Genomic DNA, 22,945 nt, shown 5'->3' on the forward strand with positions numbered 1-22,945 from the left:
GCGGTCCCCCGGTCAGTGCTTGAGGATCTTGGAGAGGAAGTCCTTGGCGCGGTCGCTGCGCGGGTCGGTGAAGAACTCGTCCGGGCTGCGGTCCTCCACGATCCGGCCGTCGGCCATGAAGACGACCCGGTTGGCGGAGGCGCGGGCGAAGCCCATCTCGTGGGTGACGACGACCATGGTCATCCCCTCCCGGGCGAGTTGCCGCATGACCTCCAGCACCTCGTTGATCATCTCGGGGTCGAGGGCGGAGGTGGGCTCGTCGAAGAGCATCGCCTTGGGTTCCATGGCGAGCGCGCGGGCGATGGCGACGCGCTGCTGCTGGCCGCCGGAGAGCTGGGCGGGGTACTTGTCGGCCTGGTTCAGCAGGCCGACCCGGTCCAGGAGTTCGCGGGAGCGCCGGTCGGCCTCCTCCTGGCGCCGCCCGCGCACCTTGACCTGGGCGAGGGAGACGTTCTGCAGGACGGTCTTATGGGCGAAGAGGTTGAAGGACTGGAAGACCATGCCGACCTCGGCGCGCAGCCGGGCGAGGGCCTTGCCCTCCGCGGGCAGCGGCCGGCCGTCGAGGGTGATGGTGCCGGACTCGATGGTCTCCAGCCGGTTGATCGTCCTGCACAGCGTCGACTTGCCCGAGCCGGACGGGCCGATGACCACGACCACCTCCCCCTTGCCGACCGTGAGGTCGATGTCCCTCAGGACATGCAGCTCCCCGTAGTACTTGTTGACGTTGCGCAGTTCGATCAACGGATCGACGGCCATCCGCAGCCCCACTCGCTCTCGGCTGTGTCGTGGTTGCCGCAACCTATCCAGCCTGCCGTGCGGTTGAGGGACGACACGCACCTTCAGGGCATTAGCCGTATTTACGTCAGCGGGCGCCAGGAGCCTGTTCAGCGGGCGGCCGGGGCCGGGGCGGGCTCAGTCCTCGGCGATCTCGGCGTACACCTGGGACAGCTCGGGGACCCCGCTCGCCGCCCACTCCTGTCCGGCCGGCACCACCTCCACCGTCCGGCCGGAGGCGAGCCGTACGACGGGTTCGCCGTCGGAGCGGATCCGCCAGGCGGCGCCGGGCACCGTGCGCACCACGACCGTGCCCAGGTACAGCCCGGCGTCATGGCCCAGCCAGGGCAGCGTCTCGGGGTCGTCGCGCCAGCGCGGGTCCATCTGGTCCAGGGCCACCAGGGAGGCCGGGGTGTCGTCGAGGCGGACACCCGCCCGGGCCGCCTGCGAGCGCAGCAGATCGCACTCGGACAGCAGCGCGGCGACCGCCTCGGGGTCGGCGGGCGGCGCCGGCTCACCGTTCTTGTCGTGCCGGGGGCCCAGGAACGGAAGACGCATGCCCCCAGCGTGGCATCACACGTCCAGGTCGACCACCACCGGCGCGTGGTCGGAGGCGCCCTTGCCCTTGCGCTCCTCGCGGTCGACGTAGGCGTCCTTGACGGCCTTGGCGAACGGCTCGTTGCCGTAGACCAGATCGATGCGCATGCCGCGGTTCTTCGGGAAGCACAGCTGGCGGTAGTCCCAGTACGTGAACGGCCGGTCGTACTTCAGCGGGCGCGGCACGATGTCGTCCAGGCCCGTCTCGCGCAGGGCGGCGAGCGCGGCGCGCTCGGCGGCGGTGACGTGGGTGGAGCCCTCGAACGCCGTCACGTCGTAGACGTCGTCGTCGGTCGGCGCCACGTTGTAGTCCCCCAGGACCGCGAACGGGCGGCTGCCCCGCGCGTCGCCGTACACGGCCGCCTTCAGGGCCTCGAACCACTGGAGCTTGTACGCGTAGTGCGGGTGCTCCACCTCGCGGCCGTTGGGCACGTACACCGACCAGACGCGGACCGGGCCGCAGGTCGCCGAGATGGCGCGCGGCTCGGTCACGCCGTCGTAGCCGGGGTCCCCGGGCAGGCCCTTGACCACGTCCTCGATGCCGACGCGGGAGAGCACCGCCACGCCGTTCCACCGGCCGGTCGCGTGGACCGCCGATTCGTAGCCCAGCTCGCGGAGCTGGTCGAAGGGGAACTGCTCCTCGGCGATCTTGGCCTCCTGGAGGCAGAGCACGTCGGTGGCGCTGCTCTCCAGCCAGGCCAGCAGCCGGGGCAGGCGGGCGGTGATCGAGTTCACGTTCCAGGTGGCGATGCGCATGCCTCACAACCTACCCGGAGCCTGTGACAACGGGCTCAGACCTCCGCCGCCGCCCCGGGCGCCAGCCGCTGGTGGTCGGTGCCGCCCAGCCGGCCGAGGTGGCCGTCGTAGATCGGCAGGGCCAGGTCGGTGAGCAGGGCGTCGTGGACGTCGTAGGCGCGCCGCGGGGCGACCTCGCGGACGTAGTCGATCACCTCGGAGATCTTGTTCCAGGGGGCCATCACCGGCACCAGCAGCGTCTCCACCGGGTGGTCGGGGACGGTGAGGGCGTCGCCGGGGTGGAAGACCGCGCCGCCGTCGATCAGGTAGCCGACGTTGGTGACGCGCGGCAGGTCGGGGTGGATCACCGCGTGCAGCTCGCCGTGCACCTGGACGTCGAAGCCGGCGGCGGTGAAGGTGTCGCCGTGGCCGACGGTGTGCACCCGGCCCGGGAAGGCGGCCGTGATCCGCTCGGCGACGGCCCCGAGGGTCCAGATCTCGGCGGTGGGGTTGTCCTCCATGGCGGCCCGCAGCCGGAACTCGTCGAAGTGGTCCGGGTGCTCGTGCGTGATCAGGATGGCGTCCGCGCCGAGCGCCGCGTCCTCTTCGGAGAAGGCGCCCGGGTCGATGACGAGCGTCCGGCCCTCCTTGTCGAGGCGGACGCAGGCGTGGGACTTCTTCGTGAGCTTCATGTCTCCCATCTTCACGCCCGCGCCCGCCGCGCGCGGCACTACTCGGCGGGCGTGGTCTCCTCGCGGATGACCCGCTGGGCGACCCGGAACGCGCTGTTCGCGGCCGGCACCCCGCAGTAGACGGCGGTCTGCAGCAGCACCTCGGCGATCTCGGCCGGGGTCAGTCCGCTCCGCAGCGCCGCCCGGGTGTGGGCGGCCAGCTCCTCCAGGTGGCCGCCGGCGACCAGCGCGCTCAGCGTGACACAGCTGCGGGTACGGCGGTCCAGGCCCGGCCGGTCCCAGATCTCGCCCCAGGCGTAGCGGGTGATGAAGTCCTGGAAGTCCCCGGAGAACTCGTCGGAGTCCGCCAGCGTCCGGTCCACGTGCGCGTCGCCGAGGACCTCGCGGCGGATCTTCAGCCCGGTCTCGTACCGGTCGGGCGGCCCGTCGCTCTGGGCGGGTACGGCGACCGGGGCGATCTCGGCGACCGGCGCGGCCTGCGCCGGCACGGCCGGGGCGGGCGCCGGGACGGCGGGCGCGACCGCGGCCGGCAGGGCGGTCTGCCCGGTGTCGAAGGGCTGCTGCCAGGCGGTGGAGAAGTGGTGGACGAGCAGGTCGGTGACGGCGGCGGGCTGCTCGACCGGCACCAGGTGGGAGGCGCCGGGCACGACCGCGAGCCGGGCGTCGGGGATGCCCGCGACCAGGGTACGGGCCTCCGCCGGGCCGGTGACCTGGTCGTCGGAGCCGACCAGCACCAGCGTCGGCACGCCCACCCGGCCGAGCTCGGACCGTACGTCGAAGGAGGCCAGCGCCTCGCAGGCGGCGATGTAGCAGCCCGGGTCGGTGGTACGGACCATCTGCACGGCCCACTCGGTGATCGCGGGCTGCGCGGCGGCGAACCCGCCGGTGAACCAGCGGTCGGGAGCGCTCCGGGCGATCGGGTCGAGCCCGTTGGTACGGACCACCACCCCGCGCTGCCGGAACTCGTCCGCGGTGCCGAACCGGGGGGAGGCGGCGACCAGCGCGAGCGAGGCGAGCCGCTCGGGGTGGCGCAGGGCCAGCTCGATGCCGACGGCGCCGCCGAGCGCGCAGCCCGCGTAGCCGAAGCGCTGCACGCCGAGCGCGTCCAGCGTGGCCAGCAGCCGGCCGGCGAGGTCGGCGACGGAGCCGGCCGGGTGCGCGGGGGCACCGCCGTGTCCCGGCAGGTCGAACCGGAGAACCCGCCACTGCTTGGCCAGCTCCGGCACCTGGCGGTCCCACATGTGCCACGTAGCACCGAGGGACGGCCCCATGACGAGAACCGGGGCCTGTTCCGGCCCGTCAAAGCGGTATTGCAAGCTGTCGACGTTCTTCTCACTCACCCGTTCACGCTCCCACATCTCACATTCTCTCCGTGAACGGGGGCGGAACCACTCGCCAGACCTCCCCACGTGGCCGCCGCCGGCCGCAGGTCCTCCACATCCGGCTTCACGTACCAGCGCTTCGTGGTCCGGACGTCGGCGTGACCGGCCCACCGGGCGAGAAGGTGGTCCGGGACCCCGTGGTTCGCCAGGTATGTCAGGCAGCTCGCCCGGGCGTCGTACAGACGGACCCGACGCAGCCCGGTGCGGTCCATGACCTCGTAGGCCAGCTCCCGCAGCTGACGTCCGTTGAGCGCCCTGCCCCGAGCATCCACGAGAACGTGGCCGCTGCCTTCGTACCCCTGCCCCGCCGCCGCCTTCTCGTCGGCCTGAGCATCCCTGAACGCGGTCGAGGCAGCCGCAACCGGTGCCGGCAGAGGAAGCTGCCGCTCACCGGCAAGCGACTTGGCATCCTTCTCCACGACGATGTCGTTCCCCATGACCGTGCGGGTGTCGGGGATGGACACCGTGACTTCGTCCAGGTCGACGTCCGCCCAGCGCATGCCACAGATCTCCGCCGGCCGAAGACCCATCAGAACCAGGAGGAACGGTGCCTGCAGGCTCCCCGCCCACGCCCCTCCTGGAGCGCCCATCGCATCCATGCCGCCACATGTTCCTCGGTGAGGTCCGGGAGCCTGATGTGCCCGAGCCTTCCGCGGACCCGGGCCAGGGTCATGGTGTAGCTGCGACGAGGCACGATGCTCGCGTACTGCGCCTTCGCCTCCCTCAACCCCCGAAGGTACGCGTCAGCTGCTTACGCTTCCCGGTGACCGGATCAGGGGCTGCATCGACCACGAACCGGTACCGAACCTTCCCCTTGGCAACGAGGGCGAGCTTCTTGATCGGATAAGACAGGACTACTCGCTTTCCTCCAGTCCGGGTGCTCCTCCCGAACTGAGAAGTCGATGGGGCGTCCACGCCCCAGAGATTGACAAACCACTCCAAGGGTTGCCGTGACCGCCGGTTTGGCCAACCGGCGATCACGGTCTATGTTCCGCTCGGTTGCGTCCCGAGGCATGGCGTACATGATCGACCTGATCCGGAGTGGTATCCGTCAGCGGTCCAGCGTGAGGAGTGCTCTGAGGTCGATGCTGCGGACGCGGACGAAGACGACGGGGCCTGCGCTGATCACCGGGCGGGCATACCGGCCGACCTATGCTGCCGGCCATGGCAGCCTGCCTGCACGACCCCCTCCGGGATCGCATGCGCGGCCCTGTCCACCCCTTGCCCTGTTCGTCCTCCGGGCGTTTCCCTGAGTCAGGAAGGTCGAGCGCCGCGCCCGGAGCTCAGCTGGGATTGGTCGCCACGATGTCAGGCACGATGTCCAACACCAGGAGCGCCGCCGCCACATGGGCCGGGTTGTCCTCCACCTTTACGGCCGAGAGTTCGTTGGCGCGCGAGACGCGCCGCTCGACGGTGTTTCGGTGGGCGTAGAGGTGGGCGGCCGCCCGGGTGGCGTTGAATCCGCACTGCACGTAGGTGAGGAGCGCCTCCCGCAGTGCCGTGTCAGCCTCGGCCAACGACCCCAACGTGTTGATGACGAACCGACGTGCGCCGGCCCGGTCCTTCGTGAGCGCGTCGATCAGCTCGACGTCGGCGTAAGCCGTGAATCGCCGGTCGGACCCGAGCCGGATGACCAGCGCCTGTGCCGCGAGGGCGTCCTGGTGGCTGGTCCTGAACCCTTGGAGCCCATGCCCCGGCCTTCCCACCGCCACGCGGACCCCGTCAGCCGTCGCCATGACCTGCTCCACGTGGTGAAGGTCCGGGACGGCACCCGCCCCCGAGAGCCAGATCCACCGCGACGTCGCACTGGCGCGTGCCACCAGAGCGGTTCGACCGGTGGCAGCGGAGCGCACGGCCAGGGTCGCCTCGTCCAGGGCATCGACCTGCTGAGGATCATCGATCCACAACACGAGACCCGTGTGCCACCGTGCCATCCGGTAGCGCAGGCGTCTCTCGGCAAGATCCTCCGCCATCGGCGCCCCGCTGGCGATCAGCTGGATCAGCGCGATCCCCTCGGCATCCGCGTTGCCCACCGCAGCGGTCAGGCCGGCCTGGCGCAGGGCTGCGACCGAGTCGAGGGCGTACTGCACCATCGACTGCGCCGTGACGTCCAGGACCCCCACGAGAAGGTCGCGGTCGGCGCAGCGCGCCACGCATTCCTCCAGCCATCGCCGCCAGCCGATCCCCAGCGCCACACGCCACGCACCGGCGAAGTCGGGCGCAATGCCCCGGGAGACGAGATCGTTGATGTACGCCATGGCTCTCGGGCCGACGTAGGGTTCCACTCGCCGCCCCGGTTGCTGGACGTTCGCGGTCAGCCATTGGACGAGATCGGAGCGGTTGAGTTCCCAATCCTCCTCGACCAGCGAGGCATCGGCGAGGAGGGCAGGGTCTTTCTGAGCCACGAGAGAGGGCCTTGCGAAGGTGTCGACCAGGGCGTCCGTTTCCGTCAGCAGGCGCTGGCACAGTGACCTGATCGCGTCAGCGACCTCGCGGGAGGGCGGGGGCCACAGCTCGTTCATGTCCAAGTGTCCCCCTGAATCCGAGGTGCCGACGCCCCCGACATGCCGTGTCACCGGCAGAGGCGTGGTCGGCCGCCGGCATTGGGGCGCCACCACCGTGCGGCAGCGGCTGCCCGAGACTGCTGTGCACTCGGCAGGCCGGAGAAGCTGAATCCGTCAGTGTCCGCTCTTTCGCTCGTCAGTCGGTCGGCATCGACGTGGCCCATGACGTGCTTGACCCGCGTGTGCCCCCGAGGCCGTGCCCCGATTCAGACGCACCCGCTCCGCGTGGCACACCCCGCCGCGGTGATGCGAAGCCCGACTTCGCCCGTCTGCGGATCGGTGAGGTCGGCATCCGCCGCCTCGACAGGCGTGGCCGGGTCTCCGGAGAACAACCGCGCACATGGGGCTCCAAGAGCTGTGGACGTGTTTAGCGTTACTAAACGAAGGCAGGTCTACCAGGCCGTCGATGGGGCCGCAAGGGTTTTCGCGCCGTTGTCCGCGGAAGGGCACGCCAGCCGCCCGTGACGCGCATGCCTTAGCCTCGTGCCACGGAGGGGGTTCGTCTGGGTCGGCCTGTCACCAGACGGGCACACGACCTCGGCCACGGGACGGGCGGTGAGCGGGATGTCCATCGATGACAGCAGGAGGGCAGACGGAGCGGCCAAGGGCTCCGCTGCCTCCGAAACATCCACAGGCGCGCAGCTGAGGAAGATCAGGCTCAGCCGCGGGTTGTCGTTGACGGAGGTCGCGCACCAGGCAGAGGTCACCAAGGGCTTCCTGAGTCAGTTGGAGCGTGGGCTCACCAGCGTGTCCGTCCCGACGTTGCTGCGCGTCTGCGATGTGCTGCAGATCGGGGTCGGCGAGCTGTTCGCGTACCCCCACGAGCAGGTCGTGGAGGGCGGAAGCCTGATCGACATGGGCGGTGAAGGCGTAGCCGAGTACCTGCTCACGCCCGCCGACACCACGGCCTTCCAGGTCTTCCGTTCCGTGATCGAACCAGGCGGAGGCACCGGTGGCTCCTATCGGCTCGACACCACGATCTTCGCGATGGGACTGAGTGGCTCGACCCGTCTGATCGTCGGGGGCGAGACCCGGATGCTGTCAGCCGGCGTGTCCACCTCGTTCTCCGGTCAGACGCTTCACCAGTTCGACAACCCGGGTACGTCGGTGAGCGAGGTGCTGTGGGTCCTGTCGCCTCCGCTGCTGCGCGTCGCACGAGGACCGGCCTAGAACCGCTCGTAGACGGCCGGTCGGCGCGCCCGCAGGACGAGGGCCTGCACCGCGCCGACCACGGCCGAGAGGGCGACGAACCCACCGATGGCCCAGGCGCCCTCGGTGGTGCCGACGAGGAGCGGGAAGTTGGCGACCATCAGGTAGCCCACACAGGCCAGACCGAGGAAGGCCACGGCCGGGGCCACGACCACGCGCCACACCGACTGCTGCTCACCGGCGCGCCGGAAGTAGCCGATCACCGCGAGACTGGTGGCCGCCATCAGCAGAACGACGCCGAGGGTGGCGGCGCCGGAGAACCACGTGTAGAGGTCCCCGATCGGGTCGAGGCCGAGCGCGACGACGACAAGTGTGGTGACGGACGCGACCGCCGAGGCGACAGCCGAGGATGACGACGGCGCGCGGTGCCGGGGGTGAACGACGCCCAGCGGCGCGGGTAGGGCGCGGGCCCGGGACAGCGCGAACTGGTAGCGCGTCACGACGTTGTGGAAGGCCAGCACGCACGCGAACTGACTGGTGATCAGGAGCACCTGCATCACGTCGGCCCAGACGGACCCGACGTAGCTCCGCGCCAGTGTGAGGACCAGGCCCTCTGGGTCGGCCTTCGCGGCGCCGGTCACCGCGTCGACGCCGACACCCACCACGATCGCCCACACGGTGAACGAGTAGAAGACCCCGATCACCAGGATCGCGACGTACGTCGCCCGCAGGACCGTGACGTCGGGATCCTTGGCCTCGTTGCGGAACACGGCTGTCGCCTCAAAGCCGATGAACCCGAAGATGGCGAACATGACGCCGAGGCCGAGGAAGGCGATGATGCCCAGCGAGACGAATGCCCACAACCACCACGGAGAGCCGACGTCGGCGTACCGCTCGATGACATTGCTCGTCGCGACGCCGACATAGGCGTTCACCCCGACGAGAAGCAGCGTGTAGGAGAAGAGCGCGAGGGTCGCGGCCGAGAGACCGGGTATGCGGCCCAGCCCCGCCTGGACGTAGGCGTAGAAGGCGCCCGCGTTGCGTACCCGTCCTGCCATCAGCGTGAAGCCGACGGCGAAGATCAGCAGCATCACGGTGGTCAATGCGAAGTACAGCGGCATCCCCGGACTGCCGCTCACGGCGAAGGCGAGCGGCACCCCGCCGGCCACCAGTCCGAGCGGCGCCGCTGCGGCGACGACCATGAACACGATCTGCGATACGCCGAGCCCTCGGTTGAGCGGGTTGCCCGATCCCGCTTCACCGCCAGGTGCTTCGACGTGCCCTGTCTTGGAGAGGTCGGTCATGTCGACCACCTTTCAGCTCCCGGGCCGGTACCGGCTCGTCATGGGTGGATGAATGAGTACGTGAGGTGGTACGGCCACACGAAGCGAACCTGCGCGGCACCTCCGCAGCAGGGCGAGGGGACCCGACTTCTGCTGCTCCGGCTCAGTTCTGAGAAGTCGTGACCCCGAGCGAGAACTGGGCTGCTCGTCGCTTCCTCGGCCGCGACAGCATGAGTGACAGCCGCGATCCGCCTCGGCTCGATACGCATGTGGTGCCCGAAGCGCGGTGAAGGCGTGACGACAACGAGGACGACCTCTCCACGCAGCCGCGACGAGGTGTTTAGTGACACTAAACACCGGCAAACGTCTATCACGCCGGTGATGGCACCGCAACGGCTACGGCGAGGCCGGCCCCTGCGGAGGCGCCGCTCAGGTCTTCTGCTCCTCGAAGAGCCGAACACGATCTCGACCGAGGTCGTTGCTCGGACGTCCGCACCGTATGAGCGCACCGGTACACCTGCCTGTGCATCCTGCACCGGGCCTGGGCGAAGCAGGTGCTCACTGTCGTTCTCACCGCGGTCACGGCTGGGGACAGTGAAGCGACCGCCACAGGAACAGCGAGGAAACGCCATGACAGCTGAGGTGTTGGACGCCGTCGAGGAGTTCGACGTGGTGATCGTCGGAGCAGGGATCTCCGGGATCGGCGCGGCCACCTATTTCAGCCGAGAGCTCCCCGACAAGTCGCTCGTCGTGCTGGAAGCGCGCGACGACATCGGGGGCACTTGGGACCTGTTCCGCTATCCCGGCATCCGCTCGGACTCCGACCTCCACACATTCGGTTACGAGTTCAAACCGTGGCGCCACAAAGCCGCGATCGCCGACGCTCCCCTCATCAGGGAGTACCTCCAAGAAACAGTCGAGGAGAACGGCCTGGAGCACGTCCTCAGGCTCCGCCACCGTGTCGTCCGCGCCGAGTGGTCCTCAGCGGACTCGAAATGGACTCTCACCGTCCAGACGTCGGACCCCGCCACAGGAGCGACCCAGGTCAAGACGATCCGCGCGGGATGGGTCTTCGCCGCCACCGGCTACTACCGGTACGACGAGGGATTCTCCCCGGAGTTCCCTGGGCGGGACGACTTCGAGGGCCAGATCGTTCACCCGCAGCACTGGCCCGAGGGCCTCGACTACAGCGGGAAGAAGGTCGTCGTCATCGGGAGCGGCGCGACCGCGATCACGCTGGTGCCGGCCATGACCACCGGGGCGGGCGCCGCCCGGCACGTGACGATGCTGCAGCGCACCCCCACCTACGTCATGGCGCTTCCCCGTGTCGACAGGGTCGCCCTGGCGCTCACGAAGCTGCTCGGAGAAGAGCGCGGGTACGCCGTGACGCGGTTCAAGAACATCTGGACCGAGCACGCCGTCGTCAAGGGTCTGCGGACCTTCCCCAAGGCCGGACGGGCGCTGATCCGGCGCGAGAACATCAAGCGTCTTCCCAAGGGATTCGACGTCGACAAGCACTTCAACCCGCCGTACGACCCGTGGGACCAGCGGCTGTGTCTGGCACCGGACGGCGACTTCTTCGACGCGATCAAGGAGGGCAGGGCCTCCGTCGTCACCGACACTGTGGCGAGGTTCAGCAAGCGCGGAATCGTCCTGACGTCGGGCGAGGAGCTGGAAGCCGACGTCATCGTCACCGCGACGGGGCTGAACCTGCAGCTCTTCGGCGGCATGCCCATCGTGGTCGACGGACGTCAGGTCGACATCGCGGACGCGCTCTGTTACCGCGGCATGCTGCTGAGCGGGATCCCGAACTGGGCGATGGCGATCGGCTACACCACCTCGTCCTGGACGCTCAAGGTGGGCCTGATATGTCGCTACTTCATCGACCTGGTCAGGCACATGGACACCCGCGGATACGACACGGTCGTTCCGGTCGCACCCGCGGGGACCGAGCGCAAGCCCGTCATGGACCTTCAGGCCGGGTACGCCAAGCGCGCCGAGAAGCGCATGCCCAAGCAGGGCCCCGAGAAGCCCTGGCGGATGGCGATGTCCTACCCCGAGGACGCCAAGGCCCTCCGCGGCCCGGTGGCCGACGAGCACCTCGAGTTCGGCGCCCGTCGGACTGCCGCACAGGCGCCCGGTGGGAGGCGAGCCACCCATGCCTGAGACGAGCGGCGCCGAGGGCGTCGACCAGTACGCGACCTCACCGTCCGGGATCAGGATCTGCTTCCGGGACTACGGCGACAAGGCCGACCCCGCGATGCTGCTCGTCGCGGGACTGGGCGAGGACCTCACCTTCTGGACCGACTCGTTCGTCGGCTCACTCGTCACCCGCGGCTTCCGGGTCGTCGCGATCGACAACCGCGACGTCGGCCAGTCGACGTTCGTCACCGCTCCCCCTCCCGGGCTCTGGCGTCAGATCGCCGGGCGTCCGCGCGACGACGCGTACGCGCTGGCCGACATGGCCCAGGACGGCATCGGCGTACTCGACCATCTCGGGATCTCGCGAGTGCACCTGGTGGGGCGGTCAATGGGCGGGATGATCGCGCAAACGATCGCGGCCACGGCGCCCGAGCGCGTTTTGTCACTGACCTCCCTCTACTCGACCACCGGAGCGAAGAAGGTGGGCCAACCGGCTCTGTCAACGATCCGACTCCTTGCCGCCCCGCCGGCGAGGACCAGAACCGCGGCGGTCCGTGCCCACCTGCGGCTCACCCGGCACATCGCGGGAACGGAACATCCCATCGACGACGCGGCCGAGGCCGCCATCGCGGCGCGCGGATGGGATCGCGGCGCCGGTGACCTGGCGGCCGGCACCGCGCGCCAGATCCAGGCCATCCAGCGCTCCGGAGACCGGACAGCCCAGTTGAGCAAGATCACGGCCCCGACCTTGGTCATCAACGGCGACCGAGACCCGCTGGTCGACCCGAGCGGCGGCGCCGCGACCGTCCAGGCGATCCGCTCGGCCCAGCACGTGGTCATTCCCGGCATGGGCCATCACATTCCCGAGACCCTCGTCGATCCCATCACGAGCTACATCGCGCAGCACGCGAACCGCGTGGGCGAAGGAGGAAACCATGTCCGGATCTCGTGAGCCCCGCTCCACGGGCACCACGGTCGACGTCGTGGTCGTCGGTGCCGGCTTCGCCGGCCTGAGCGCTGCCGAGCGGCTGGTGAGCATCGGGCGGTCCGTCGTGGTCGTGGAAGGCCGCGACCGGGTCGGAGGACGTTCGCTCTCCGGAGAGGTGGCGGGCGTGAAGGTCGACCTCGGAGCGACGTGGGTGGCACGGCGCCACACCGCCGTCCGAGACCTCGCGAGCCGGGTGGGGTGCACCACGACCGGCCAGTTCGCCCAGGGCCGCAACGTGCTGTGGATGGCGGGTCGGCGCCGCACCTACAGCGGCACCATTCCCAAGGTCTCCCCCCTGGCCCTGGTGGACATGGCCCGCATGCAGACGGCGGTGAACAAGCTGGTCGCGACCGTCGACGTGAACGCCGCCTGGGAGACCCCCGGGGCCGACCGGCTCGACGCCATCTCGTTCGGCGAGTGGCTCGACCGGAAGAACGCACTGCCCAGCACCCGCGCGCTGATGACCGTCGTCAGCAAGGTGCAATGGGGATGCACTCCGGGAGACGTCTCCTTGCTGCACGCACTGCGCTACATCCGCTCGGCGGGCGGACTCGACCACATGCTGGACGTCGACGGCGGTCAGCAGCAGGACCGGATCGTCGAGACCACCCAGGAGATCGCCAATCGGGTGGCGGAGCGGCTCGGCGACCGCGTGCGCCTGCAGACACCGGTGCGCCGCATCACGCAGGACGACCATGGTGTCACCGTTCGCACCGACTCCGGCGAGATCCACGCCAGGTACGCGGTCGTCACGGCCTCGCCGGCGCACCGCGCCGCCATCGAGTTCGAGCCCACCCTGCCCGAGCAGGGTGAAGGGCTCACGCGAACCTGGCGCATGGGCGTGCTGAGCAAGGCTTTCGTGGCCTACGAGAAGCCGTTCTGGCGGGCCGAGGGATACTCCGGTGAGGCGGTGACCGACACCGGAACCGTGTTCATCACCTTCGACGTGTCCCCCGCCCACAGCGGACCGGGCGTCATGATGGCCTTCTGCGATCCGCGCGTCTTCGACGGTTTCAGCCCTGAGTCCCGACGCGACCGGGTCGTCCAGCAGCTCGCCGACCTCTACGGTCCGCAGGCCCGCACCCCGATCGACTACGTGGACCACTGCTGGGGAGCGGAGCCCTTCGCCCCGGGCGGCCCCAATCCCGCTGTCGCCCCCTACGCGACCACGAGCTTCGGCAAGGCGCTGTCCAGGCCCCACGGGCGCATCCACTGGGCCGGCAGCGAAACCGCCGGCGAATGGGCCGGCACCATGAACGGCGCGGTTCTGACCGGCCAGCGCACCGCCGAGAGCATCATCGCCCTCCTGTCCCGCGACGTCCGAGAGGGGGCGTTGCGATGAAGGAAACGCTGTTCCTGCTGGCCGACCTTTGGATGATCTTCGCCGGTTACTTCTACGGCTGGAAGTTCATCCGCCGGTACGGCAACCACCTCCTCGGCCTCGAGTGGATGGTCGTCGCCACATCGGGCAGCAACTTCCTGCTCTGGTCACTGTCCGGAGCCGACAGCGGCAGCGTCCTGTACGACGTGGCGTACTTCTTCGACGCGTTCTCCCGGGCGGTCGGCATCACGCTCATCCTGGTCATGGGCCTGATGAAGGTCACCCATCGCTACAAGCCGAGCCGCGGCGTCGACGTCGCCGTGTTCGGAGTCGCGATCGTGGCCGGCCTCTTCCTCCGGCAGTTCCACGGCGCAGACCTCCACACCGACCCGTCCGCGTTCTGGGTCGCCGTCTTCTACGTGGTCGCCAATCTCCTCACGGCGGTCTTCCTCGGGTCCTTCGCCAAGCGGCTCCGGAACGCGGGCGCGAAGTGGCCCGCGATCTGGACGGGCCTGGTCACGGCCGCGGGAACAGCCATCGCGTTGACCTACGACTTCTTCCCCCTGCCCTTCGACGACGCGGACCGCACGATCTTCTACACCGCCGCGCTGGCGACGTGGGGCACTCAGGGCTTCGTCTACTTCCGCGCCTACCGCGCGCTGCACGACCACAACGCGGCCGTGGACGCGAACCCGGCCCACGCAACCGGAACCCTCGCGTGAATCCCGAAAACGAAGAAGGAGTCAGCATGGCGAAGAGGCACGTGTACGCGGTCGTGGACCCCGCCAGCGGCAAGTTGGTCAAGGAGTACCCCACCGCGACGGACGAGGCCGTCGACGGAGCGCTCGACGCGGCGGCAGAAGCCCACGCGCAGTGGTCGAGGCAGACTTCCGTGGAACAACGCGCCCAGTTGTTGAACACCGTTGCCACCCTGCACAGCGAGCGCAGCGGGCAGCTCGCCGAGATCATCCACCGGGAGATGGGCAAGCCGGTGGACGAGGCCGTCGCGGAGGTCGGATTCAGCGCCTCGATCTACAGGTACTACGCCGAGAACGCGCAGAAGTTCCTCACCGACGAACCGATCGAGCTTCTCGCGGGAGAGGGCACCGCTTTCATCCGTCGCCAGCCGGTCGGCGTGTTGCTGGGGATCATGCCCTGGAACTACCCGTACTACCAGGTGGCCCGATTCGCCGCGCCCAATCTCGTGCTGGGCAACACCATCGTGCTCAAGCACGCATCGCAGTGTCCGGAGTCGTCCGAGGCGCTCCAGCAGCTGTTCACGGACGCGGGCTTCCCCCCGGGCTGCTACGTCAATGTCCACGCCACCGGCGAGCAGATCGCTCGCGCCATCGCGGACCCCAGGGTGCAAGGCGTCTCCTTCACCGGTTCGGAGCGGGCCGGCGCGGAGATCGCCGAGACGGCCGGGCGCAGCCTCAAGAAGGTGGTGCTCGAACTGGGCGGTTCGGACCCGTTCATCGTGCTGTCGACCCACGACCTCGACGCCACGGTACAGGCGGCGGTCGAGACGCGATTCGAGAACAGCGGGCAGGTGTGCAACGCCGGGAAGCGTTTCATCGTCGCCGAGGACATCTACGACGCTTTCCTCGACAGGTTCACCGAGAAGGTGCTCGCCCTGACCGACGGCCTGGCGCCGCTCTCCTCGGTCGCCGCTGCCGAGTACGTCGAAGAACAGGTCGAGCGAGCCGTCGATGGCGGGGCCACCTTCGTCTCCGCAGGCCGGCGCGAAGGGGCCTATTTCCCGCCTGGCGTTCTGTCGGGCGTCTCGCCGACGTCGCCGTCGGCCGCCGAGGAGCTCTTCGGCCCCGTCGCGACCGTCTACCGCGTCGCCTCCGAGGACGAGGCCGTCGAGCTGGCGAACACAACCCCGTACGGACTGGGCTCCTACGTGTTCACGACGGACGCCGAGCAGGCGCTGCGCGTCGCCGACAGGATCGACGCCGGCATGGTCTTCATCAACGGTGTCGGCCTCGAAGGCGCGGAACTGCCCTTCGGCGGGGTCAAGCGGTCCGGCTTCGGCCGCGAACTGGGCCGGGCCGGAATCGACGAGTTCGCCAACAAGAAGCTCATCCGCACCGCCCGGGCGTGATCGCCGCACCGCGCAGAAGGAAACCCGCCATGACCATCGAATTCGACGCCGCTGTCTTCAGGACGCCGAACGAACCACTGACCGTCGAACGAGTGACCCTTCCCTCGACGCCTCCGCCCGGCGAGGTACTCGTACGGCTCAAGGCGAGCGGAGTGTGCCACAGCGACCTGCACGTGCTCCTGGGCGAATGGGAAGTTCCCTCGCCGATGATCCTCGGCCACGAGGGGTCCGGGATCGTCGAGAGCGTCGGCGAAGGCGTCACGACGCTGAAGAAGGGCGACCACGTCGTGCTGTCCTGGACGCCTTCATGTCGCCGCTGCCGCTACTGCATCAGCGGCAGACCCGTCCTGTGTGACATGGTCAGCCGGCACTCGGCGCACCACCTCTCGTTCGACGGTCGTACCCGGATCACGTCCGTGGACGAGGGCGACGTCTACAGCTTCGCGGGCCTCGGAACGTTCGGCCAGTACACCCTCGTACCCGAATCGGCCGCGATCACCATCCGGGACGACGCCCCCGTTCCCGCAGTCGGCCTTGGTCGGATGCGCCGTCACGACCGGCGTCGGCGCGGCCGTCAACACCGCCGGCGTGCGGCCGAGCGACACCGTGCTGGTCCTCGGCTGCGGAGGCGTCGGGCTGAACGCGATCCAGGGGGCCCGGCTCGCCGGCGCCCGGAGGATCATCGCTGCGGACATCTCCGACGAGAAGCTCGAGCAGACACGCGTCTTCGGTGCGACCGACTTGATCAACAGCGCCCGCGAGAATCTCGCCGACAGGGTGCGGCAACTCACCGACGGACGCGGCGTGGAGATCGCCATCGAGGCCATCGGGCTGCCCCGCACCATCGAGTCGGCCTACGAGGTCCTGGCCCGAGGCGGCACGGCGGTAGTCGCCGGGCAAGTGGCGGACGGCATGAGGATCTCCATCGACCCGTTCGTCATGTCCGATCAGGAACTGTCGCTCATCGGTTCGAACTACGGCTCCAGCAAGCCGGACACCGATTTCCCCATGCTGATCGACCACTACATGAACAGCCGCATCGACCTGGACTCCCTCGTGACGAGCGTGATCGGTCTCCAGGACATCAACGAGGCGTTCGACCAGATGAAGCGCGGCATCGGCATCCGCTCGGTGATCACGTACTGAAAGGCAGGGAAGATCTCATGGCCCTGGAATCATCACGCTCGGCTTTCGAGCGAGCCCGCCGCAGCGTCGGCGGGGGTGTGGGGTCGGGCCTGCGCGCCGCGATGCCTCCCCACCCGCTCTTCGTGCGTGAGGCGCGGGGCGCGTACGTCTGGGACCTGGACGGCGACCGGTACGTCGACTACGTGATGGCCTGGGGCCCGCTCGTCCTCGGTCACGGCGACCCGCGCGTGGTGTCCGCGGTGTCCGAGGTCGCGGCGAAGATGCAGGTCGTCGGCACTGGCCACCCGCTCGAGTATCTCGCTGCGGAAGCGGTTCTCGAGGCCGTGCCGCACGGCGAGCGACTGCTGTGGAGCAACACGGGGACCGAAGCGGTGCAGGTGGCGCTGCGCCTCGCGCGGGCCGCCACCGGGCGGCGCCGCGTCCTGAAGTTCGCCAAGAGCTACCACGGCTGGCACGACACCGTGTACGCCGGGATGTCCGAGGACGACTGCGACCGCCCCGCCACCCCCGGCGGACCGGGGCAGTCGGCCAGCGTGCTGGACGATCTGGTCGTGGCGCGCTTCAACGACGTACAGCTGGCCGAGCGCCTGCTGAGCGAGTCCGCCGAGCGCGACATCGCGGCCGTGCTGGTCGACCCGGTGATGAGCAACGCAGGCGTCGAAGTACCCTCACCGCAGTTTCTGTCGACGCTGCGAACCCTCTGCGACCGGCACGGTGTCGTCCTCGTCTTCGACGAGGTGATCGCCGGGTTCCGGATCGCACGGGGCGGGGCGGCCGAGAAGTACGGTGTGCTGCCCGACCTGTCCGTCTTCGGGAAGGCGATGGCCGGCGGCTTCACCCAGAGCGCCGTCGTCGGCCGGGCCGAACTGGTCGATCAGGTGACGGCCGGCGTCGTGCACGCCGGAACCTTCAACGCCAACCCGGTCGCACTGGCAGCCGTCACGGCGACGATGCGCGTCCTGGCCGATCCCTCGGTGTATGAGCTGCTCGAACGGACCTCGTCCGAGTTCGAAGCCCTCGTCGGCGGCGCCCTCGGTTCATCTGCCGACTTCGGCCGCTTCAACCGGGTCGGCTCGCTCCTCCAGTACGTCCCCGCCGGTGGAGCCACCCAACTCCACGGGACCAGCGGGCTCTGGACCGTGATCCTCGAAGAGATGCTGCGTCAAGGCTTCCTGTTCATGCCGTCCGGCAAGGTCTTCATCAGCACGGCACACACCACCGCCGACATCGAGGCGACAGCCGAGGCCCTCGACCGGCTGCTGCGGCGGCTGTGACGTCCGCGTCCAGCCGCGCGTAATCCCCAACCGCTCCGAGCCGGTCCGCGTGGTCCCTTCCCGGCGGCCGGCCCACCTTCCCGGAAGACACCATGCTGAACCTCTCGGTCATGCTCGAGGAATCCGCCCGCACACACCCGGACCGGGACGCCATCGTCCTCGGCACGACGCGACTCACCTACGCTCAGGTCGAGGCAGCCGCCAACCAGGTCGCCAACCTTCTGGTCGACCGGTGCATCCGGCCCGGCGACAAGGTCGCGATCAGTTGCCCGAACGTGCCCTACTTCCCGATCGTCTACTACGGGATCCTCAAGGCCGGCGCCGTCGTCGTACCACTCAACATCCTGCTCAAGAGCCGGGAGATCGCCTATCACCTCGCCGACTCGGGGGCGAAGGCGTACTTCTGCTTCGAGGGTGACGCCGGCCTGCCGATGGGCACGGAGGGACGCGCCGGATTCGACGAGACCACGGGCTGCGAGCACTTCTTCCTCGTCACCGCCGGCCCCGAGGCGGAAAGCCCGATCGAGGGCGTCGAGACCATGGGCGCCGCGCTGCAGGGTACTGCGACGACGTTCGACAGTATCGCGACGTCGGGGGACGACCCGGCGGTGCTCCTCTACACGAGCGGTACGACAGGACAGGCGAAGGGCGCCGAACTCAGCCACGCCAACCTCGTTCTCAACGCCCTGGCGTGCAACCGGCTGCTGGAGAACCGGCCCGCCCTGGACACTCACCTGGTCGTGTTGCCGCTGTTCCACTCCTTCGGCGCGACCGTGCAGATGAACGCCGGCTTCTCGACGGCGAGCACCCTGGTGCTGCTGCCACGATTCGACGCCCGGCAGGCGGTGTCCCTGATGCGGCAGGAGGACATCACCTTCTTCGCGGGCGTCCCCACCATGTGGTGGGGCCTGCTGCAGGCGCTCACCGAGGACGTCGACGTCGCGCGGATCGCCCGGAACCTGCGCGTCGGTGTCTCCGGCGGTGCCTCGCTCCCTGCCGAGATCATCAAGCAGGTCAGGGAACGACTGGGCGTCCGGGTCCTGGAGGGCTACGGCCTCTCCGAGACCTCGCCGGTGGTGACCTTCAGCGATCCGGCGCGAGAGCCGCGGCCCGGCTCCATCGGCGTGCCCATCTGGGGCGTGGAGGTCAAGCTCGTCACGCCGGACTGGTCGGAGGTCGAGGACGACGGCACAGGGAGTGCCATCGGGGAGATCGCGGTCAAGGGCCACAACGTCATGAAGGGCTACCACGGCCGCCCCGGGGCCACCGCCGATGCCATCAGGGACGGCTGGTTCCGCACCGGTGACCTGGCCCGCAGGGACGCGGACGGCTTCTACTACGTCGTCGACCGGGCGAAGGACCTGATCATCCGTGGTGGCTTCAATGTGTACCCGCGCGAGATCGAGGAGGTCCTGATGACGCACCCCGCGATCAGCCTCGCCGCGGTCGTCGGCGTGCCGCACGAAAGCCACGGTGAGGAGATCAAGGCGTTCGTCATCCTCGACCGCGGCGCCGAGGCCCGTCCCGACGAGCTGATCGCCTGGGGCAGGGAGCAGATGGCCGGCTACAAGTACCCGCGCATCGTGGAGATCGTGCAGACCCTGCCGATGACGTCCACCGGGAAGATCCTCAAGCGCGGACTCACGTGACCGGCACGCCAAGCGCATGGACATGGGTGGGAAGGACGGCAGATGGCAGTGGATGACAGCCGGCGGACGGGCACGTCCCCTGACGGGTCCGGCACGGGGACGGATGCGGTTCCCGACTCGCTCGTGGCCGTCTGGAAGACACGCGTGGCGAGGAACCCGGACGGCACAGCGCTCCGATTCTTCGACGGCGCTCTGTCCGCGCAGGAGGTGGACGCGGCGTCGGACGCCCTGGCTGCCGCGTTCGAGGCCCGCGGAACCGGCCGGGGTGATCGCGTCGGCGTGTACCTGCAGAACATCCCGCAGTACGCGCTGGTGCTGCTGGCCCTGTGGAAACTGGGGGCCACGGCACTGGGGCTCAATCCGATGTACCGGCGTCAGGAACTGCGCCGGATCATCGACGACTCCGGGGCGGTCGGGATTGTCTGTGCGGACTCGGACGTCCACGAGACGCTCGGCACGCTGGCGGGGAGCACGGTCCGATGGGTGGTCAGCACGTCGGCACTGGACTACCAGTCGAGGAACGATCCGCGGGTCTTCATGACGACGGAGCGCCACGCTGCGGCACCGGACGGCGACCTGGTGGCCCTGATCGGCGAGTTCGAGGGCCGCAGTCCCTCACCCGTGGAGCCGACCCGCGACGACGTCGCGTTCCTGACGTACACCTCGGGAACGACGGGGCCGCCGAAGGGTGCCATGAACACCCACGGCAACGTCCTGAGCGTGGTGGCGACGTGCGCGTCGTGGATGGGTGTGGGCGACGGGGACGTCGTGCTCGCCGTGGCCCCGCTGTTCCACATCACGGGCGCGGTGGTCAACGCCACGATCTCCCTGCTCACCGACACCACGCTCGTCCTCACGGGGCGGTTCCACCCCGCAGTGGCCCTGGACGCCTTCGCCGAGCACGGGGTGACCTACACCATCGGCTCCATCACCGCGTACAACGCCCTCTACGAGCTGCCGCAGGCCGGACCTGAGCACTTCGCGTCGGTGAAGGCCCTGTACTCCGGCGGCGCGCCGATCCCCCCGGCGACGGTCGAGCGGTTCCAGGAGCGATTCGGCGTCTACCTCCACAACGGCTACGGGATGACCGAGACGACGTCCGCCGTCATCGCCGTGCCTCCGGGGGACAGGGCCCCCGTGCATCTGCCGAGCGGCACGCTCTCCATCGGCAAGCCCCTGCCGCACCTCACCGCGCGCGTCGTGGACCCGCACGGTGACCCGGTGCCGAGCGGGGAACAGGGCGAACTGGAGTTGAGCGGGCCGCAGGTGGTGCCCGGGTACTGGGGCAAGCCCGAGGTCACCCGCCAGACGATGCCGGACGGCCGGCTCCGTACCGGTGATGTCGCCGTCATCGACGAGGAGGGCTGGGTCTACCTGGTGGACCGGCTCAAGGACCAGATCAACGTGTCCGGGTACAAGGTCTGGCCGCGTGAGGTGGAGGACGCTCTGTACGAGCACCCGTCGGTGCTGGAGGCAGCCGTCGTCGGGCAGCCGGACGCGTACCGCGGCGAGACCGTCGTCGCCTACGTCTCGCTCAAGGCGGGCCTGCACGCCACGGCAGAGGAGTTGATCGCCTTCTCCCGTGAGCGGCTGGCCGCTTACAAGTGCCCGCGTGAGATCCGTTTCCTCGCCGACCTGCCCAAGACGCAGAGCGGCAAGATCCGGCGTGCCGAGCTGCGCCGCATCGACGTCGCCGGGCCGATACCACCCTCCAAGGACTGATCGTTGAGCATCCTCACCGTCGACGGCGGCCTCACGGTCGCCGGCGGTACCGCGTGACGACCGCGCCCATCCGACAAAGGACAACCATGACTTTCCCTCACCTCCCGCCGGAGATCGCGGAGCTGCGTGAGCGCACTCGCCGGTTCATTCGCGAGGTCGTCATCGACGCCGAGCCCGCACCGGGCGGACGTCTCGACCAGACCACCCGTGACCGGCTGCAGGCCGCGGCGAAGGAGGCCGGTGTCTTCGCGCCACTCGTGCCGACGGAGTACGGCGGGTGGGGCCTGCCCATCGAGCACTGGTCACCGATCCTGCAGGAGGCCGGCTATTCGCCGATCGGTCCCGTGGCGCTCAACTGCATGGCACCCGACGAGGGGACATGCACGTGCTCAACCAGATCGCGACCGTGAGGCAGAAGAAGCGCTGTCTCGCGCCTCTGGCGGCGGGGGACGTCCGGTCGTGCTTCGGCATGACCGAGCCCCATCCCGGAGCGGGGTCCGACCCGGCGGCGCTGCGGACCACGGCCGTGCGGGCCGACGGCGGCTGGATCATCGACGGCCACAAGCGGTTCACCAGCGGGGCTGTCGGTGCCGGGTTCTGCGTCGTGATGGCGCGGACGCCGGCCGTCGACGGCTCCCCCGAAGGGGCCACCATGTTCCTCGTCGACATGACGAACCCCGGAATCCGGGTCGGCGAGGCGATCCACACTGTCGACCGCTCCATCGACGGCGGTCACCCGCACGTCCACCTGGAGGACTGCTTCGTCGCCGACGACGCGGTGCTCGGCGAGGTGGGGCTGGGATTCCGGTACGCACAGGTACGGCTCGGACCTGCGCGCCTCACACACTGCATGCGGTGGCTGGGGCTGGCGCGGCGGGCGCACGACATCGCGCTGGACCGGGCCGCGCGGCGTGAGCTGTTCGGCGGCCCGATCGACTCGCTCGGCCTGGCACAGCACCTCATCGCCGAGTCGGTGATCGACATCGAGACCTCCGACGCGATCATCACCAAGACCGCGGCTCTGCTGCACAGTGACCCGAAGGCGGGTTCGGCGATGTCGTCGGTGGCGAAGGTGCACTGTTCGGAGGCGGTCTTCCGGGTGGTCGACCGTGCCGTCCAGATCTGCGGAGGGGACGGGGTCTGCGACGGGCTCCCACTGGCGCAGTACCTCAACGAGGTCCGCCCGTTCCGGATCTACGACGGCTCCAACGAGACCCACCGGTGGGCCATCGCCCGCCGGGCATCGGCCGGCCGCAGCGCGGCGGTCCAGGCCGGTGAGCGGTACCGGGGCGACGCTGTCGTGGGCCGGAACGGAGGCTCGTGATGCACACCGCCCCCGACGGCGTGGGCCCGCTCGCGTGGCAGCGCATCGGCGACGGCCACTCCAACATCATCTACCTGCCGGCAGCGATCTTCTGCG

The 22,945-nt window shown here is 69.4% G+C and carries 20 protein-coding genes and 1 pseudogene; 13 read left to right on the top strand and 8 right to left on the bottom strand.

Annotation, left to right across the window (positions count from 1 at the left end; genetic code table 11):
• Window positions 1-12: 12 nt before the first annotated feature.
• The 7 genes from Srubr_RS20320 to Srubr_RS20350 all read right to left on the bottom strand — a co-directional run bounded on the left by Srubr_RS20320 (window position 13) and on the right by Srubr_RS20350 (window position 6,702).
• Complete coding sequence (locus Srubr_RS20320) at window positions 13-756, bottom strand: amino acid ABC transporter ATP-binding protein (RefSeq protein ID WP_189990558.1); 744 nt, start codon at window positions 754-756, stop codon at window positions 13-15.
• Window positions 757-912: 156 nt separating this feature from the next.
• The gene (locus Srubr_RS20325; protein ID WP_189990556.1) at window positions 913-1,332 is read right to left on the bottom strand and encodes a DUF6278 family protein; all 420 of its coding nucleotides are present in this window, start codon (window positions 1,330-1,332) and stop codon (window positions 913-915) included.
• Between the two features lie 15 nt (window positions 1,333-1,347).
• Window positions 1,348-2,127 carry an exodeoxyribonuclease III gene (locus tag Srubr_RS20330; protein ID WP_189990554.1) on the bottom strand — a complete coding sequence of 260 codons (780 nt, stop codon included), beginning with the start codon at window positions 2,125-2,127 and terminating at the stop codon, window positions 1,348-1,350.
• 35 nt (window positions 2,128-2,162) lie between these two features.
• Window positions 2,163-2,798, bottom strand: a complete 636-nt coding sequence (locus Srubr_RS20335; RefSeq protein WP_189990552.1) for an MBL fold metallo-hydrolase — start codon at window positions 2,796-2,798, stop codon at window positions 2,163-2,165.
• A gap of 38 nt (window positions 2,799-2,836) precedes the next feature.
• Entirely contained in the window at window positions 2,837-4,138 is a 1,302-nt protein-coding gene (gene pcaDC / locus Srubr_RS20340; protein ID WP_189990550.1) for a bifunctional 3-oxoadipate enol-lactonase/4-carboxymuconolactone decarboxylase PcaDC, read from the bottom strand.
• Complete coding sequence (locus tag Srubr_RS20345) at window positions 4,135-4,779, bottom strand: site-specific integrase (RefSeq protein WP_229926465.1); 645 nt, start codon at window positions 4,777-4,779, stop codon at window positions 4,135-4,137. Before Srubr_RS20345 ends, pcaDC begins: the two co-directional genes overlap by 4 nt.
• A gap of 684 nt (window positions 4,780-5,463) precedes the next feature.
• The gene (locus Srubr_RS20350; protein WP_189990548.1) at window positions 5,464-6,702 is read right to left on the bottom strand and encodes a PucR family transcriptional regulator; all 1,239 of its coding nucleotides are present in this window, start codon (window positions 6,700-6,702) and stop codon (window positions 5,464-5,466) included.
• Window positions 6,703-7,308: 606 nt separating this feature from the next.
• Between Srubr_RS20350 and Srubr_RS20355 the strand changes: the two genes are divergently transcribed.
• Window positions 7,309-7,914, top strand: a complete 606-nt coding sequence (locus tag Srubr_RS20355) for a helix-turn-helix domain-containing protein (RefSeq protein WP_189990547.1) — start codon at window positions 7,309-7,311, stop codon at window positions 7,912-7,914.
• On the opposite strand, the gene Srubr_RS20360 is transcribed toward Srubr_RS20355, so the two are convergent.
• Entirely contained in the window at window positions 7,911-9,197 is a 1,287-nt protein-coding gene (locus Srubr_RS20360; RefSeq protein ID WP_189990545.1) for an APC family permease, read from the bottom strand. The two genes, Srubr_RS20355 and Srubr_RS20360, sit on opposite strands and share 4 nt — an antisense overlap.
• 609 nt (window positions 9,198-9,806) lie before the next feature.
• Here Srubr_RS20360 and Srubr_RS20365 point away from each other — a divergent pair.
• The 12 genes and pseudogenes from Srubr_RS20365 to Srubr_RS20410 all read left to right on the top strand — a co-directional run bounded on the left by Srubr_RS20365 (window position 9,807) and on the right by Srubr_RS20410 (window position 22,849).
• On the top strand, window positions 9,807-11,342 hold the full coding sequence (locus Srubr_RS20365; protein WP_189990543.1) for a flavin-containing monooxygenase: 1,536 nt from the start codon (window positions 9,807-9,809) through the stop codon (window positions 11,340-11,342).
• Window positions 11,335-12,270 (top strand): alpha/beta fold hydrolase, encoded by a 936-nt coding sequence (locus Srubr_RS20370; RefSeq protein ID WP_189990541.1) that lies wholly within the window; start codon window positions 11,335-11,337, stop codon window positions 12,268-12,270. Before Srubr_RS20365 ends, Srubr_RS20370 begins: the two co-directional genes overlap by 8 nt.
• A complete protein-coding gene (locus tag Srubr_RS20375; RefSeq protein WP_189990539.1) occupies window positions 12,254-13,648 on the top strand; it encodes a flavin monoamine oxidase family protein in 1,395 nt (464 codons plus the stop codon). Before Srubr_RS20370 ends, Srubr_RS20375 begins: the two co-directional genes overlap by 17 nt.
• A complete protein-coding gene (locus Srubr_RS20380; protein WP_189990537.1) occupies window positions 13,645-14,349 on the top strand; it encodes a transporter in 705 nt (234 codons plus the stop codon). Before Srubr_RS20375 ends, Srubr_RS20380 begins: the two co-directional genes overlap by 4 nt.
• A gap of 26 nt (window positions 14,350-14,375) precedes the next feature.
• Complete coding sequence (locus tag Srubr_RS20385) at window positions 14,376-15,734, top strand: NAD-dependent succinate-semialdehyde dehydrogenase (RefSeq protein WP_189990535.1); 1,359 nt, start codon at window positions 14,376-14,378, stop codon at window positions 15,732-15,734.
• A 29-nt stretch (window positions 15,735-15,763) separates the two neighbouring features.
• A pseudogene (locus Srubr_RS40905) lies at window positions 15,764-16,180 on the top strand (alcohol dehydrogenase catalytic domain-containing protein); the annotation flags it as partial.
• An 88-nt stretch (window positions 16,181-16,268) separates the two neighbouring features.
• A complete protein-coding gene (locus Srubr_RS40910; protein ID WP_229926488.1) occupies window positions 16,269-16,880 on the top strand; it encodes a zinc-binding dehydrogenase in 612 nt (203 codons plus the stop codon).
• Between the two features lie 17 nt (window positions 16,881-16,897).
• Window positions 16,898-18,154: an aspartate aminotransferase family protein gene (locus tag Srubr_RS20395; protein WP_189990534.1), complete on the top strand. Its 1,257-nt coding sequence runs from the start codon at window positions 16,898-16,900 to the stop codon at window positions 18,152-18,154.
• A gap of 110 nt (window positions 18,155-18,264) precedes the next feature.
• Window positions 18,265-19,803, top strand: a complete 1,539-nt coding sequence (locus Srubr_RS20400) for a long-chain-fatty-acid--CoA ligase (RefSeq protein WP_308439884.1) — start codon at window positions 18,265-18,267, stop codon at window positions 19,801-19,803.
• A gap of 144 nt (window positions 19,804-19,947) precedes the next feature.
• Window positions 19,948-21,525: a class I adenylate-forming enzyme family protein gene (locus Srubr_RS20405; protein WP_229926464.1), complete on the top strand. Its 1,578-nt coding sequence runs from the start codon at window positions 19,948-19,950 to the stop codon at window positions 21,523-21,525.
• Between the two features lie 86 nt (window positions 21,526-21,611).
• Complete coding sequence (locus tag Srubr_RS41695) at window positions 21,612-21,935, top strand: acyl-CoA dehydrogenase family protein (RefSeq protein ID WP_308439883.1); 324 nt, start codon at window positions 21,612-21,614, stop codon at window positions 21,933-21,935.
• Window positions 21,905-22,849: an acyl-CoA dehydrogenase family protein gene (locus Srubr_RS20410; protein WP_308439882.1), complete on the top strand. Its 945-nt coding sequence runs from the start codon at window positions 21,905-21,907 to the stop codon at window positions 22,847-22,849. Before Srubr_RS41695 ends, Srubr_RS20410 begins: the two co-directional genes overlap by 31 nt.
• Window positions 22,850-22,945 lie beyond the last annotated feature (96 nt).

This window comes from Streptomyces rubradiris (assembly GCF_016860525.1).
In the GTDB taxonomy this organism is placed as follows: domain Bacteria; phylum Actinomycetota; class Actinomycetes; order Streptomycetales; family Streptomycetaceae; genus Streptomyces; species Streptomyces rubradiris.

What these genes read in the sequence shown, in the direction of transcription:
- Srubr_RS20400 (WP_308439884.1), top strand. Translation starts at nt 18,265, where the DNA reads ATGCTCGAGGAATCCGCCCGCACACACCCGGACCGGGACGCCATCGTC.
- Srubr_RS20335 (WP_189990552.1), bottom strand. Translation starts at nt 2,798, where the DNA reads ATGAAGCTCACGAAGAAGTCCCACGCCTGCGTCCGCCTCGACAAGGAG.
- Srubr_RS20365 (WP_189990543.1), top strand. Translation starts at nt 9,807, where the DNA reads ATGACAGCTGAGGTGTTGGACGCCGTCGAGGAGTTCGACGTGGTGATC.
- Srubr_RS20395 (WP_189990534.1), top strand. Translation starts at nt 16,898, where the DNA reads ATGGCCCTGGAATCATCACGCTCGGCTTTCGAGCGAGCCCGCCGCAGC.
- Srubr_RS20355 (WP_189990547.1), top strand. Translation starts at nt 7,309, where the DNA reads ATGTCCATCGATGACAGCAGGAGGGCAGACGGAGCGGCCAAGGGCTCC.
- Srubr_RS20350 (WP_189990548.1), bottom strand. Translation starts at nt 6,702, where the DNA reads ATGAACGAGCTGTGGCCCCCGCCCTCCCGCGAGGTCGCTGACGCGATC.
- Srubr_RS41695 (WP_308439883.1), top strand. Translation starts at nt 21,612, where the DNA reads ATGACTTTCCCTCACCTCCCGCCGGAGATCGCGGAGCTGCGTGAGCGC.
- Srubr_RS20380 (WP_189990537.1), top strand. Translation starts at nt 13,645, where the DNA reads ATGAAGGAAACGCTGTTCCTGCTGGCCGACCTTTGGATGATCTTCGCC.
- Srubr_RS20410 (WP_308439882.1), top strand. Translation starts at nt 21,905, where the DNA reads ATGCACGTGCTCAACCAGATCGCGACCGTGAGGCAGAAGAAGCGCTGT.
- Srubr_RS20370 (WP_189990541.1), top strand. Translation starts at nt 11,335, where the DNA reads ATGCCTGAGACGAGCGGCGCCGAGGGCGTCGACCAGTACGCGACCTCA.
- Srubr_RS20375 (WP_189990539.1), top strand. Translation starts at nt 12,254, where the DNA reads ATGTCCGGATCTCGTGAGCCCCGCTCCACGGGCACCACGGTCGACGTC.
- Srubr_RS20325 (WP_189990556.1), bottom strand. Translation starts at nt 1,332, where the DNA reads ATGCGTCTTCCGTTCCTGGGCCCCCGGCACGACAAGAACGGTGAGCCG.
- Srubr_RS20385 (WP_189990535.1), top strand. Translation starts at nt 14,376, where the DNA reads ATGGCGAAGAGGCACGTGTACGCGGTCGTGGACCCCGCCAGCGGCAAG.
- Srubr_RS20320 (WP_189990558.1), bottom strand. Translation starts at nt 756, where the DNA reads ATGGCCGTCGATCCGTTGATCGAACTGCGCAACGTCAACAAGTACTAC.
- Srubr_RS20330 (WP_189990554.1), bottom strand. Translation starts at nt 2,127, where the DNA reads ATGCGCATCGCCACCTGGAACGTGAACTCGATCACCGCCCGCCTGCCC.
- Srubr_RS20360 (WP_189990545.1), bottom strand. Translation starts at nt 9,197, where the DNA reads ATGACCGACCTCTCCAAGACAGGGCACGTCGAAGCACCTGGCGGTGAA.
- Srubr_RS20345 (WP_229926465.1), bottom strand. Translation starts at nt 4,779, where the DNA reads ATGGATGCGATGGGCGCTCCAGGAGGGGCGTGGGCGGGGAGCCTGCAG.